The organism is Ensifer sp. BR816 (assembly GCF_000378985.1).
Taxonomy (GTDB): domain Bacteria; phylum Pseudomonadota; class Alphaproteobacteria; order Rhizobiales; family Rhizobiaceae; genus Sinorhizobium.
On record NZ_KB905370.1, the window covers coordinates 1,401,858 to 1,415,425 of the forward strand.

A 13,568-nucleotide genomic window follows, 5' to 3' on the forward strand; every position below is an offset into this window, starting at 1 on the left:
TCTTTTCGCTTGAATCAGGCCGGCGGCGGGCCGGCGCTGTTCCGGACGATCAGGTCGGGCGGAGAGATCGAGCTGTAGGGTAGGCCGATCTGGCTCTTGTTCTGCAGCTGATGCAGGAACCACAGTCCGCACGCCGTCGCCAGTTCCGACACGGGCAGCCGCACTGTCGTTAGTCCCGGACCCCACCAGCGATAGCCGAGCTCGTCGCCGAAGCCGACGATGGAGAGCTGCGAGGGCACCTGTATGCCGAGGCGGTTGAGTTCATCGATTGCGCCGAGCGTGTTCTGCACCGCACCTACGACGAGTGCCGTCGGCGGCCTTTTCCTTTCGAGCAGGCGACGAACCGCCTCGCGCCCGAATTCCGTCGACGATGGCGCTCCGAGTTCCTCCATCTGTTCCACCTCCGCGCCGCTGGCCGCCACGGCGTCGCGAAATCCCTGGATGCGCGCCATGCCGGTCGGAAGCTCGCCCGTGCCGCCGATATAGGCGACACGGCGATGGCCCAGCTCGAGCACGTGCCTCGCAGCCTCGAAGATCGCTTTGGTGTCATCAATCCCGAACCATTGCTCGCCGAGCGATGCCTGCTTTCGCAGGAGCTGGATATGCGGCGTCATTTTCAGGAGCCGCGCTGCCTCGGGAAGCGGCTTGGCGCTGGGGACGAGTATGATCCCGGCGACATTCACGCTGGTTAGTTCGCGAATATGCCGCAGCTCCAGCGTCCTGTCGTCATCGGTTTCGCACAGGGTCAGTTGGTAGTTCGCCGAAAGCAGGCAGCGAGAAAGCGCATGCGCGATGGTCGAATAGAAGCTGTTGCGGATGTCGGGGACGATCAGGCCGACGAGATTGCTTGAAACCCCGCGCATCATCCGCGCCGCCCGATTGGCGACATAGCCTGCCTCTTCGGCCGCGTGCTGCACCTTCAGTTTCATTTCGTCGCTGATGCGCCTGTCGCCGGCGAGCGCGCGACCGACCGTCGAGGGCGACACTTTGAGGACGGCGGCCAGATCTTTGATCGTTACCATAAAAACCCGCAGCAGTTGGACTCATGCGGCAAACGATAGCATGAAATGCCGGCGCTTCAACGCCTTTCCACGCGCATAAGCTGCGTTAACATTGCTTTCAACGTGTATTCAGATGTGAAGAACCAGCCCTTTCCCCAGCCTTCGCATTCCACTTGACCGGGTTTACGCTCAGCGCTAACGTTAGCATAAAGATTGTGGGTGCTCCGTCGAGGGAGGGGGAACATGACGCATACCGTATTGCTCACGGATTACGCCTGGCCGGATGACGGCATAGAGCGGTCGGTGATCGAGGCGGCCGGCTGCCGGCTCGTCAGCGGGCCGGCCAATCCCGCCCCGGCCGAACAGATCGAGGCACTCGTGCGAGACCACCAGCCCGCAGCGATCCTGACGTGCTGGGCGCAAGTCTCCGCCGCCGCGATTGCGGCCGCGCCGGATCTCCGGATCGTCGCCCGGCTGGGTGTCGGGCTCGACAACATTGCCGTCGATGCCGCCACGGCGCGCGGCATTTGGGTGACGAATGTTCCCGACTATTGCGTCGCCGAGGTCTCCGACCACGCCGTCGGTTTTGCCCTGGCGTGGACGCGCGGCCTCGTCCATTTCGACCGTCAGGTGCGCGGCGGCCACTGGGAGCCGGCGAGCGCACGGCTTCGGCGGATTTCCGAGCTCACCTGCGGCATCATCGGATTCGGCCGCATCGGTCGTGCCACGGCGGCCAAGATGGCTGCTTTTGGTTGCAGCATTGTCGCTCACGATCCCTATGCGCCGGATGCAGCGGCCGGTGTCCGCATGCTGCCGTTGGACGAACTTCTGGCCATCAGCGATATCGTCGTCGTGCATGCGCCGCTGACGCCCGACACGCATCACCTTATTGGAGCCGACGCACTTTCCAGAATGCGCCGCGGCAGTCTTCTCATCAATGTCAGCCGGGGTGGCGTCGTCGACACCGAAGCGGTGATCGACGCGCTGGAAAGCGGCCAGCTCGGCGGCGTGGGGCTCGATGTCCTGGAGGCGGAACCGGAGATTCCTGCACGCCTCCTTGCCCACCCCGGCGCAATGATCACGCCGCATGTCGCCTTCTCCTCGGACGCTTCCCTGATAGAGCTGCGCCGTCGCGCCGCCGAAGAGGTCGTCCGCGTGCTTTCCGGTCAACCGCCGGAACAGCCCCGAAACCGGCCCGCGGCCTGACGGCCGCCTAAAGCGCGTCGCATTCAATCATATTCATGCGACGCGCTTTAGGTCTTTGTTTTTGCGCATGTCGATGTCCCAAAACCGCTGCACACTTTTGGGCGACATACACTAACTGTCCAGACGCACAAAGGCAGCCATGACCGACATCCAGCTATTCGACGCGTTCCTGATCAGGCATGGGCTGCGCTCGGTAAACGAAGCCGCCTCCTACCGGCCATTGACGGGCGGCGTGTCGTCCGACATTTACCGGGTCGAGCTGCCGGGGCGGACGCTTTGCATCAAGCGCGCGCTGCCGAAGCTGAAGGTCGCGGCCGACTGGCAGGCGCCGGTTTCGCGCAGTTCCTTCGAATGGGGCGGATCAGCTTTGTCGCAAGCCATTTCCCCGTGAATGTTCCCACGCCCCTGGCACACGACCAGGAATCGGGACTCTTCGCGATGTCCTTCCTTTCGACCGAGGACCATCCGCTTTGGAAGGCGCAGCTCCTCAGCGGTCGCGTCGCGCGCGAGACGGCCGCCGCCGTCGGACGGACGACGGCGCGAATTCATGCGGCAAGCACTGAGGATCCGGATCTCCCCGGCCAGTTCGACTCCGGCGACAATTTCCACGCGCTGCGGCTGGAGCCCTATCTGCTTGCCGCTGCCCGCGCGCATCCGGACGTCGCCCCGCAATTGCGCGCGCTGGTCGAGCGGACGGCGACGACGAGACTGGCACTCGTTCACGGCGACGTCAGCCCGAAGAATCTTCTGGTGGGCACCGAGGGGCCGGTCTTCCTCGATGCCGAATGCGCCTGGTTCGGCGATCCGGCCTTCGACCTGGCCTTTTGCCTCAACCATCTGCTGCTCAAGCGCCTCGCCGTGCCGGAGAAGTCCGCCGGGTTGCGCGCTGCCTTCGACGCTCTCGCCGAAGCCTATCTCGATGCGGTCACGTGGGAGGCGAGCGCCGCCATCGAAGCGCGCGCCGCCGCTCTGCTGCCGGGCTTGCTCCTGGCCCGGATTGACGGCAAGTCGCCGGTCGAATACGTCACCCGCGATGACCAGCGCGATGCCGTCCGTCGCTGTGCCCTGCCGCTGATCCTCAGACCGGTGGAGAGGCTCGCGACGGTGGCCGACGCTTGGTTTCGAACCGGCTGGCGGTAGCCTGTACCGACAGCGCCGCGCGTCTTTTCAGGCGCGCAAAGGCCGCTTGCGCCCGCGGATGGGCTCGGGCAATGCACGGCCCGTTCGATCGGCGCGCGGGAGCCGGCGGGCGATGACAAGTTCGGGGGATCTGCTTGTGCCGGCGCGGGGATTGTTTGCGCGACGGGCCGAAACGCCAAAAGCGCCCCGGAAGACGCTTTTTCAATGGGCGTAGATTTGGTTGCGGGGGCCTGCAGCCACGGAGGCTTGTAATTTTCCAAACTTCAGGGTGGCTTTACGGCGAGAATTTCTGTTTCGCCCCGCCGTTGCATCGCCGCGCTCACGACCGCTGTCGGACCGGACGCAGCCATCCGGACCTGGCCGCGCTAGGGGCGCAGACCGGCCCGTTGCGGTCATGTCGATCTTGATCGACCTTCCGGGCGAGCTGCCAAATGGACGAGTTTCTCGACAGGAAGGAAGGGTATGAAATCACGGAAGCCGATCAACAGATGATGACCTTCGACCAGGAGCAGCTTGTCGGTCAGTTCCTACTCGACCGGGAAAGCATCGTACGCTGGAGTTTCACCGAAGTCCTGGAGAGCGGGCTCCAAACGTTCAATGCGCCCAACCCTGAGGAATTGATGTTAGCAGCTTCCAAGGTTGCACATTAATAGCTGCCAAAGAACTCGCTGCAAAACCGCTGGCGCCACAGAGCGGCGGGCTTGCCATCATCTCGGAGGAGCGGCTTCATCGGAACCGGCAGGCTGCCGCCGGCTAGACTCTCTCGCCCCCATCAACTGGTTCACGCTCAGGCGCTTCCTGTGCTGCTGCAGGGCCGTGGGAATTCGCCGGTTTAAGTCCGCCTGTTGTTCACGATCGACTGATAAGACGCGCAGTGCTGTCGTCGCGGCGCCACGGCATCAAGTCGACACTTCGGTCAGGGCGTCCGCGCGATTGGTGCGGAGCGAGGCGAAACCAGCGTCGCTTCGAGGTAGCGCGACGCCGCCTCCGTCCGATTGCTCACTTTCATCTTCTGGTAGATGTTGCGGACATGCACCTTGACTGTGTTTTCGGCAAGCCCGAGACGATCGGCGATGATCTTGTTCCGCGTGCCCGTGCATACGAGATCGAGAATCTGGATCTCGCGCGTGCTCAGGAGGCTTTGGGCAATGTCGGTCTCGCGTTCCATATTAGTATCTTCCGAAGTCGCCTGTCTTTGCGCGACAACGCCGCCCCCTGCGAGCCCTCTCAGTGCCAGGCACCGAAGCAAGGCGACGGGAAAATGCTCGCCGCCCTTCATCAAGAGATCGATGGCGCTAAGGCATACGTCGAGATTGAGATTCAGGGGCAGCACGCCTTGAAGCAACCCTTCGTCGACAAGTTCCGCGATCGACGAGTCGAGCTCTTCCGCATTCTGCACCATCAGGCCGATCGCGGCATTTGGATGGAGCTCGTGAATCATCCTCATGATTGATGGAAATACTGCCGCCGGCAGACGATAGAGCATGATCAGGCTTACGCCGATAAGATTGCTGTTCAGAAGATCCTCGGGATCGGAAAGGCTTACGACGTCTTGATCTTGAAAACGCATGCTGATCGCCTGCGTCAGACACTCGGACAACAGATCGGTCTTCGCGAGAATGACGACCTTGCTTTTCTTCGGCAACACCTTATTGCGCTCTTCAGTATTGCTCAGGGTCGAGCTAGTGCGGTCCATTTTGCCCTCCTTGGCACTCCCTAGGTCTTGCGGATTATTGTGTCGATACTAGTTGAATTCATGAAAATTGTAGTTGAAATAAATTCAATTATTAAAAATGGTACGTTCTCGATCTATCAATACTTCGCGCTAATTGTGTTTTATCGATACTATTAACGAGCGCCATTGTCATTATCGCTAAGTTCCGATAGTTATCGCGCCGTTCATTTCTACTCACGATGGACTAGCTCAGATCGCCGTCAACCAGAGTATGGCCCTAATGATCGATGCTTCTTTGGTGGGCAAGCCAAACAAGCCCGAGCGCTGAATTCGGTCAGAATGCTGCGTCAACGCTCGCCTCACGGTAATTGCGGTCCAGAAATCCCGAAGGTTCAATTGGGCAGCCGCGCGCCGCGTCTGCCGCTCTCTAAATCAGAGCGCCTAAGTTTCGCTTCTGAAGCTTAAAGTCGAAAGCTCGCTTGTCTCTTCAACTCGCTCCTTCTCTGGGGATTCCCGCTCGGCTTGGCCGGCGGCAAGGAACTGGCTGGACGCAAGCTTCCCTCAGGCAGCGCAATCGCGCCCGGAGGCATGTGTCTCTTTATGGCGACTCCTGGCGCGAATTCTTTGTTTGTTAGCTTCTATCGCGTAAGATTTTACGTGAGCGTGAGCGAACGTGATTCTAGATTGGCCCAGTGTTTAGGGGATGAATATTGACATATCAAACTCAGTCACGACTTGGTCGCCTTTCGCCATTGCTGTTGGCCGCGCTCGTCCTGAGCGGATGCCAATCGGCTGCTTTCGACGACGTCGCCGCATTTGGCGATAGTGCCAAAACTCTCGAGGACGACTCGGCCGTCGCCTTCTACAAGAACGACGAACTGATCACGACCGGCAGGTTGCAGTTCAAGGAAAAGAATTACGGAAAGTCCTACGCGATCTACAAACGTGCGGTTGCCGTCTTTCCGAAGGACCCTGCTGCTTGGCTCGGCTTCGCCGCCTCGTCTGACATGATCGGACGGTTCGACACGTCGGATCGGGCCTATCAGCAACTCTCCAAGATGATCGGCAACAGTCCGGTTTATTACAACAACATCGGCTATTCCCATCTTCTGCGCGGCGACTTGCCGCGCGCACGCCAGTACTTCCTCAAGGCATACGAGCTCGACCCGGCGAATGAGACGACCGCACGGAATCTCGAGTTGATGAAGAACAGCGTCAAATACGCGCAGCGGTAATAGCCGGCAGACTGCCTACCGCATGTTTCGTTAAACCCTACAGCGCCGCGCGTCTCATCAGACGCGCGGCGCTGTAGGGTTTTGCGTTTCTGCCTGCCTTTGTCGATTAATTCTTGAACCGGCTACAAGTTAAGAACTGGTTAAGTTCTATCGCAAGTTTCCGACCCATGCCGCCGCCGTTGCAGTTGGCGGGTTCTCGCATAGCTTCCGCTATCGCACCTTCCGCAGGATCAACTTGCCCTCCGGCGAAATCGACCTTTCGTAGCGCGGCAAGTTCGATACGACGCCCTCCGTCCCGGTAGCGGGCAGGCTGCTGTCCTGAGACTCCAGTTCCGTGGCAGCGGTCGTCAGCGAGGGCTCGAGACGCTGCGTCGCCCCCTTGCCCGGAGCGCTCAGGATAACAGAACCGCCGGAACTCGGCAGACCGGAGCGCATCCCGTCATCCAGCTCCAAGACCGCCTTCTGCAGGTTCTCGACCCGCTGGCGAACGATCGCCAGTTCATCGGCCCCTGCGACCCTGGCGATGTTGCGGCTCTGTTTTTCGAGTTGCAGCTTTAACCCGTCGATCGAGCGCTTGACTCCTGCCAATACTTCGCGGCTTTCTCGGACGTCGGCTGCGTTCTTGGCGGTGTAGAGCAAGATACCAGCGTTCAGCGGCAGAAACACCAGTGCCAGAGCAATGAATGGCGCAGCCCGTTTTCGAACAGGCTCATCCGCCTTTTGTTCGCGCCGCGCGTCGGGTTCGACCTCGATATTCGTCATGCCAACCATCACCTCACTCCGCCGCAAGCCGGGCCGTGGCCCTGAACTACCAATCCCCGAGACGACGGGGGCCGATTTAGCCGAGGCGAGCGCCGCGCCTCAATAGTCTTGGGACTTCTACGCCGCCCAACCGCTAGTCCGCCGTGAAGACGCCTTCCCAGGCCCGTTCGAGCATCTCCAGCGACGCCACCTTCTGCAATCCGTTGAATACGCAATAGGATCCGATGAAGTCGAGAAGATACTTGGGATGGTAGCAGGAGCCCAGTGATTCGCCACCGTATTTGCGATCGTAGAACAGTTCCAGGTCCGACACTAACATCTCTACCGCCACGCCGCGCGCATAGGCCTCGAATATCTGGATATATTCTGCCCGCGAAGGATTGTTGACGAATATCTTGTATTTTAGCCGCCGCAGCCCAGCCTCGTCGGAAAGTTCCCTCGGGGCAATATTGGTCGAAAAGACGACGAGTTCATCGAAGGGAACCTTGAACTTCTTCCCCGTATGCAGGGTCAAGAAATCATAGCCACGCTCGAGCGGCACGATCCAGCGGTTGATGAGCGCCTGCGGCATCACCTGCTGGCGCCCGAAGTCATCGATGATGAAGACGCCGCCGGAGGCCTTGAGATGCAGCGGGGCCTCGTACACGGTCGAGCCTTCGCTGTAAGCCAGGTCGAGCAGATCGAGTGTCAGTTCGCCGCCGGTCTTGATCACCGGTCGCCGGCATTCGACCCAACGCTGATCGGCCTTCGGATAGGGCATCCCGGTCACCGGCTGGTGAACCGCTTCGTCGTAGAAGCTGATGACGTAACCGCCGACCTCGATGGCATAGGGCACCCAGATCGTCTGTCGGAACAGGCGCGAGGTGCGCTCGGCGATGCTGGTCTTGCCGTTACCGGGCGGGCCGTAAAGCAGAATGGATTGCCCCGAATTCATAGCGGGACCCAGTTTCTCGACGAGCGAGGGTGATAGCACCAGTCCTTCGAGGCTCGCGACAAGGCCATCCTGCGTCACGCGCTCGTGTTGGATGGACTGCAGGCCGAGCTGGCGGCAGAAGGCGTCGAGCGAGACTGGCGCCGGGCCGACATAGGAGGATTGCCGGATCGCGGCATGGGCATATTCCATGCCCTTGGTCGATAGCGCATAGCGGATGTCGGACCTCACGTCCTCTCCCGCCAAGCCCCTTGCCTCCATATAGGCGAGCTTCACCAGTTCCTTGACCAGAAGATTGATCACCGCCTTGGGCAGTTTCATCCGTTCCGCCAGGTGCGATGGCGTCACCGTGTCCTGCTCGGTCGCGCATTTTGCGGCGAGCCGCAGCAGAAAGGAGAACTCGAGCCCCGTTTCTTCCACGCTCATGGGCGCCAGCGGCATGCGGGCGTCGAGTTCCGGAGCGCTATCTTCATGAACCTGATTGAGCAAATGCATGGGAACCCCGCTTTTCCTTAACCGCCGGGCGTCAGGCCGACGATGAGACTGATGACGCGAATGACGACGGGCACCAAGACGATGACAAGGCTTACCGGGAAGAGGAAGGCTCCGAGCGGCAACAGCATCTTGATCGGCAATGCATTGGCCTTTTCCTCCGCACGGACCACGCGCAGGTCACGCATTTCCTTGCTGTAGACCCGGAGCGTCTGCGTGACGCTGGTTCCGAGTTCTTCCGACTGGCGGAAGAGCACCGCAAGAGCGCGCGCCTCGTCGATTCTCAGTCGCGTCGCAAGATTGGCCAGTGCCTCGCGCAGCCGGCGGCCGCCGCGCACCTCGAGCATCATGATCGAAAGATGCAGCCCGAAGTCCTTTCTCTTGCTGACGAATTCACGAGCGACGCGGTTTGCCGCGGCCTCCAAGCTCATGCCCGCATCCAGGCAGACGATCAGCATGTCCATGAAATCCGGGAAGAGACGGCGATACTCGCGCTCCTTCGCATCACCGCGTCGATCGATGTAGATGTTCACCAGAATAAAGCTCGTGCCGGCGGCGAACATGCCGACAAGCAAGGTCATCATCCGCGTCGTTTCGGGGAAGAAGCGGTTGAACGCCCAGACCGTCAGGACCATCATGCCGATGCAGGCGATCGCGCGGATCGCCTGGAAGGTGGTGACCGCATTGGCGCTGAAATAACCGGCGCGAATGAGCCGGTTCTGCGTGGAATTCACGTTGGTGTCGTGTCGGGTGATCTCGAAATAGCGGCGGATCAGGCGGTTCTCGGCCTCGCTGAGATCCGCCATCGCGCCGTCCACGATATCATTGCCCGTCACCCGCGATTTGGCCTCCGAAAGCCGGACACCCACCTCGCGCCGCCGGAAGACGACTTCCGAGGCGGCGGCAGAAAAGATCATGACCGAGAAGAAGACGATGAGGTATATACCGTACTCGTTCCACATAGCGGCGCCTCAATACTCGAAGTGGACCATTTTATAGAGAATGACGTTGCCGATCGCCATTACGACGAGCAGCCCCGAAACGATCGTGGTGCCGTAGCCGCTGTTCCAGAGTGGATCGAAATAGGTCGGCGACAGCGCCTTGATCATGCCGTAGAGCAGGAACGGATAGATCGACATGAAGATCGCGGTGATGCGCCCCTCCGCGGAGATCGCCTTGACCTTCGCCTTCAGCATGAACCTGTCGCGGAGCGTTTTCGAGAGATTTTGCAGGATCTCGACGAGGTTGCCGCCGGTCCCAGCCTGGACGCTGAGCGATATGGCCAGGAGGTTCAAGTCTTCGACGCCGACGCGGTCGTTGAGGTTCATGAGCGCGTCGTCGAGCGTGACGCCATAGGTCAGTTCGTCCGACAGAAGGCCGAATTCGGTGCCGACCGGGTCCGGCATTTCACGTGCCACGAGCGCGATCGCTGCTGGAAGCGGGTGTCCCGCCGCCAGACTCCGGTTGGCGACGTCGAGCGCCTCCGGCAGCTTTTCTGCGAATTTGTGCATGCGCCTGGCGCGCACCCGCCAGACGACAACCGCCGGCACTAGCAGGCAGATGGCAAGGAAGAGCGGTATCCGGACGAGGTTGCTTGGCAGGAGAAACTGAAGTGCCAGCCAGATGGCCATGGCGGCGGCGGCGCCGTAGAGGGCAAATCGCTTGGCATCGAACTTGATGCCGGATTGCACATAGTACCGCCGTAGCCGCTGCGTCAGGGGCTGCCACCGAGAGTCCGCGTCGACGCCGCGTGCCTTCAGCATCTGATGGTAGGTCTCGCGATGGTCCTCGCTCCCCTCGATGAGGCTCAGGCGATGGTTCACCGCCTTGTGACGCTCCGAGCTTCGGAAATAGCTGCGCAGCAGCGCTTCTGCAGCGACCAGCGCGGCGACGAATACGGCGGCATAGAGGAGGATGAGGGTCATGGCTTGCCGGGTCCCGTGTGGAGTGGTTTACCGGGTTCGAAGATCGTCGGGGAAATGATGACTCCCACTTCGGCGAATTCCTCGATGAAACGCGGTCGTAGGCCGGTGGCGCGGAACTCACCCTGAATGCGGCCATTTTCGTCGGTGCCGGTCTTCTTGAAGCGCATGATCTCCTGCATCTGCACGACCTCGCCTTCCATGCCGGTGATCTCGGAGACCGAAACGACCTTGCGGCTGCCGTCGCTCAGCCGCTGTACCTGGACGATAATCGTGATCGCCGAGGCGATCTGCGAGCGGACGCTCAGCTGCGACATCGGCATGCCGGCCATGCCGACCATCTGCTCGAGGCGGCTCACCGCATCGCGCGGCGTATTGGCGTGAATGGTGGTCATCGATCCTTCGTGGCCGGTATTCATCGCCTGCAGCATGTCAAAGGCCTCCTCGCCACGCACTTCGCCGACGATGATGCGGTCGGGCCGCATGCGCAGCGCGTTCTTCAGGAGTTCGCGCTGGCGGATCTCGTTGCGGCCGTCGAGTGTCGGCGGCCTGGTTTCCATGCGGCCGACATGCGGTTGCTGGAGCTGCAGTTCCGCGGCATCCTCGATGGTGATCAGCCGTTCCTTCTCAGAAATCTGCGAGGAAAGCGCATTGAGCAGAGTGGTCTTGCCCGAGCCGGTACCGCCCGAGATGATCATCGACACCCTGCCCTTGACCGCGGCGCTGAGCAGAATGCGCATCTGATCCGCCATGGCGCCGTATTCGACGAGGCGCTCGAGCGTCAGCGGCTTGCGGGTGAATTTACGGATGGAAACGAGCGGCCCGTCGACGGAGATTGGCCGGATTGCGACGTTGACGCGCGAACCGTCCTTGAGGCGAGCGTCGACCATTGGTGTCGACTCGTCGACCCGTCGCCCGACCGCAGAGACGATCTTGTTGATCACCCGAAGCAGGTGATCCTCGTCCTTGAAGCGGACCGCGGTGCTCTCGAGCTGACCGCGGCGCTCCACATAGACGCTTTTGTGGCCGTTGATCAGAATATCGGCGACGGTTTCGTCGGCCAGCAGCGGTTCGATCGGCCCAAGCCCGAGCATCTCGTCGGTGATGTCGCGGACGAGGTCATTGATTTCCTTGGCATTCAACGGCGAGTTGTTACGGCGGATATATTCCTTGACCAGCGGCCGGATCTCGGCGGCAATCTCTTCCTCGTCGAGTGTGTCAAGGATGCCAAGATTGATCTGGTCCAACAGGTGGCGGTGCAGGTTGACCCTTTCCGACACCATGTCGAGGCCGAGCGGCCCCTGCTCTTCCGCGGTCGCTTCGGTAACCGCTTCCTTCGGCACGGCAGCGACCGCGGATGCACCATTGGCGGCAATCTCGGCGATCTGCCTGAGCCCTGCACTCTCCTGCGGCGGCTGCTTGTAAAAGCGTCCTATGAACCCGTTCGCCATCAGCCCTACTCCTTACACCTACTTGACGACCACCGTGGCCCCGACCTTCACGCGCTTGTAGAGATCGATGACGTCGGCGTTGCTCATGCGGAAACAGCCGGAGGAGGCAAATTCACCGACCGTCGACTGCTCGTTCGTGCCGTGGATGCGGTAAAGCGTGTCCGCATTGCCTCGGTAGAGATAGATCCCTCGCGCCCCCATAGGGTTGAACGGCCCTGCGGGCACGAGTTCGGGAAGTCCCGGCACCCGCGTTTTCATTTCGGCGGGCGGTCGCCAGTCGGGCCATTCGGCCTTTCTTCCGACCTTCACCACGCCGCTCCAACGGAAGCCGTCGCGGCCGACTCCGATCCGGTAGCGGAGAGCACGATCGCGGGAGAGAACGAGATCGAGCGTGCGCTTGTCGCTGAGAACGACAATGGTGCCCGGCGGATGGCTCTGCTCTGCGGCCACAATGGTTGCCGTGCTCGGGCCAAGGGTTCGCGGCACCTGTTGGTTGGCCACGGCTTCGTCAGCAAGGTCAGACAGGCCAAGGACGAGCACTGCGCACATCATCCAGCTCCGCCATCTGGCGGGTCGCTCTGGCATCCTGTTTTCCATTGGGCGCGCCTTCATCGTACGAGCGCTCCGAGTTTGCCGACACCGCGGCAGAAATGGGAACGGGCATTGACCTCGAATGGCAGCACACCGCGGTTGAGTGCCTCGCTCAGCGTCTCCCAGTCATAGTCGATGAGATGCGCCGGAGTGTCCTTGAACACCTTGTCGGCCTGTTGCCGGCGCAGCCCCAGGCTGAACAGGCTGCTGCGGTGCTTGTTGATGACGACGAAAATGGAATCGGAACTGCCGCGCAGCCGCGTGAGATTGAGGAACAGATCCTTTGCCTGGTGAAGCGCCGGAATCGTCATTTCCGTAACGATCGTCACACTGTTGACCGATCCGAGCACGTCATCCTTCCATGGCGTCTGGTAGTAGGGCACGTCCAGGACGGTCTGGTCGCTCTCGAAGGCGACGACATCGAGCATGCGCAGCACCAGTTCAGCCCCCTTTGGCGAGAGGAGAACGGACGGCTGCTTGAAGGACAGCAGGGAAAAGCCGCCCGAATGGCGCTTGCGCACCAGATCGACGAATTCGACGTCGACCCGCGACGGATTGGCAATGACCGGCACCAGGTCGTAGTCATTGACGAGGTTGAGATACTGCCCGAGCGAGCCGGACGAAAAGTCGAGGTCGAAAAGATTGACCCGCGGCGCGGAATTCTTCGTCGGCTGCGCCAGAATATGGGCGAGCGAGGAGGCGATCACGCTGGCCCCTGCCCCGCCGACCGCCGAGACGACGGCATGGACGCGGCTGTCGCTTGCGCCCGCTGTCGGCGCATGCAGGGAGATCATGTCGATCAGCGCACGGCGGTCCAAGGGCTTTTTCAGCCAGTCGTTGCCGTTCAGGCGGAAGAGAAGCCGCAGCCTGTCGTCGCGCAGCTCTTCGGAGACGACCACGAGCGGGATGTTGCGGTTGTTGGTTCGGAAAGCGATAAGCTCCGGCCGTTGCAGGACATCGCCGTTGTCGACATCGAGGACGATCATGTCGAACTGCGTCGGGTCGATCCGGCCCTTTTCGCGGAGGGCCTTCAGCGCCATGTGCCGTACGTCGTAGCGCGAAAGCGAGCCGAAGGTGTCGAGCATGAAGCTTGCGGCCGCCGCGTCGTCGGAGAGAACGAGGATCTTTGTGGTCGCTACGAAGTTCATATGCGCTGTCATTT

General features: G+C 61.1%; 13 protein-coding genes and 1 pseudogene. 5 read left to right on the top strand and 9 right to left on the bottom strand.

Going from position 1 to position 13,568, the window contains the following annotated elements:
* Window positions 1-14 precede the first annotated feature (14 nt).
* Complete coding sequence (locus RHIBR816_RS0106715) at window positions 15-1,022, bottom strand: LacI family DNA-binding transcriptional regulator (RefSeq protein WP_018235770.1); 1,008 nt, start codon at window positions 1,020-1,022, stop codon at window positions 15-17.
* 222 nt (window positions 1,023-1,244) lie between these two features.
* Here RHIBR816_RS0106715 and RHIBR816_RS0106720 point away from each other — a divergent pair, with 222 nt between their 5' ends.
* The 4 genes and pseudogenes from RHIBR816_RS0106720 to RHIBR816_RS0106730 all read left to right on the top strand — a co-directional run.
* Complete coding sequence (locus RHIBR816_RS0106720; protein WP_018235771.1) at window positions 1,245-2,207, top strand: C-terminal binding protein; 963 nt, start codon at window positions 1,245-1,247, stop codon at window positions 2,205-2,207.
* A gap of 139 nt (window positions 2,208-2,346) precedes the next feature.
* Window positions 2,347-2,598, top strand: coding sequence for a hypothetical protein (locus RHIBR816_RS38285; protein ID WP_245262560.1), 252 nt, complete (start codon window positions 2,347-2,349; stop codon window positions 2,596-2,598).
* A complete protein-coding gene (locus RHIBR816_RS33770) occupies window positions 2,559-3,347 on the top strand; it encodes a phosphotransferase family protein (RefSeq protein WP_245262562.1) in 789 nt (262 codons plus the stop codon). The genes RHIBR816_RS38285 and RHIBR816_RS33770 overlap by 40 nt, the downstream gene beginning before the upstream one ends.
* 316 nt (window positions 3,348-3,663) lie before the next feature.
* Window positions 3,664-3,997 (top strand): annotated as a pseudogene (locus RHIBR816_RS0106730) (AhpC/TSA family protein); the annotation flags it as partial.
* 266 nt (window positions 3,998-4,263) lie between these two features.
* Here the strand turns inward: RHIBR816_RS0106730 and RHIBR816_RS0106735 are convergent.
* Window positions 4,264-5,043 (bottom strand): response regulator transcription factor, encoded by a 780-nt coding sequence (locus tag RHIBR816_RS0106735; protein ID WP_018235773.1) that lies wholly within the window; start codon window positions 5,041-5,043, stop codon window positions 4,264-4,266.
* Between the two features lie 731 nt (window positions 5,044-5,774).
* Between RHIBR816_RS0106735 and RHIBR816_RS0106740 the strand changes: the two genes are divergently transcribed.
* A complete protein-coding gene (locus RHIBR816_RS0106740) occupies window positions 5,775-6,257 on the top strand; it encodes a tetratricopeptide repeat protein (RefSeq protein WP_018235774.1) in 483 nt (160 codons plus the stop codon).
* 210 nt (window positions 6,258-6,467) lie between these two features.
* On the opposite strand, the gene RHIBR816_RS0106745 is transcribed toward RHIBR816_RS0106740, so the two are convergent.
* The 7 genes from RHIBR816_RS0106745 to RHIBR816_RS0106775 all read right to left on the bottom strand — a co-directional run bounded on the left by RHIBR816_RS0106745 (window position 6,468) and on the right by RHIBR816_RS0106775 (window position 13,566).
* Entirely contained in the window at window positions 6,468-7,019 is a 552-nt protein-coding gene (locus RHIBR816_RS0106745) for a hypothetical protein (RefSeq protein ID WP_052522722.1), read from the bottom strand.
* 133 nt (window positions 7,020-7,152) lie between these two features.
* Entirely contained in the window at window positions 7,153-8,445 is a 1,293-nt protein-coding gene (locus tag RHIBR816_RS0106750; protein ID WP_018235776.1) for an ATPase AAA, read from the bottom strand.
* Window positions 8,446-8,462: 17 nt separating this feature from the next.
* Window positions 8,463-9,404, bottom strand: a complete 942-nt coding sequence (locus RHIBR816_RS0106755; RefSeq protein WP_018235777.1) for a type II secretion system F family protein — start codon at window positions 9,402-9,404, stop codon at window positions 8,463-8,465.
* Window positions 9,405-9,413: 9 nt separating this feature from the next.
* A complete protein-coding gene (locus RHIBR816_RS0106760) occupies window positions 9,414-10,367 on the bottom strand; it encodes a type II secretion system F family protein (protein ID WP_018235778.1) in 954 nt (317 codons plus the stop codon).
* Window positions 10,364-11,815: a CpaF family protein gene (locus tag RHIBR816_RS0106765; RefSeq protein WP_018235779.1), complete on the bottom strand. Its 1,452-nt coding sequence runs from the start codon at window positions 11,813-11,815 to the stop codon at window positions 10,364-10,366. The genes RHIBR816_RS0106760 and RHIBR816_RS0106765 overlap by 4 nt, the downstream gene beginning before the upstream one ends.
* A gap of 18 nt (window positions 11,816-11,833) precedes the next feature.
* Entirely contained in the window at window positions 11,834-12,364 is a 531-nt protein-coding gene (locus RHIBR816_RS0106770; protein WP_018235780.1) for a L,D-transpeptidase family protein, read from the bottom strand.
* 59 nt (window positions 12,365-12,423) lie between these two features.
* Window positions 12,424-13,566 carry a MinD/ParA family protein gene (locus RHIBR816_RS0106775; protein WP_026186716.1) on the bottom strand — a complete coding sequence of 381 codons (1,143 nt, stop codon included), beginning with the start codon at window positions 13,564-13,566 and terminating at the stop codon, window positions 12,424-12,426.
* Window positions 13,567-13,568: the final 2 nt, after the last annotated feature.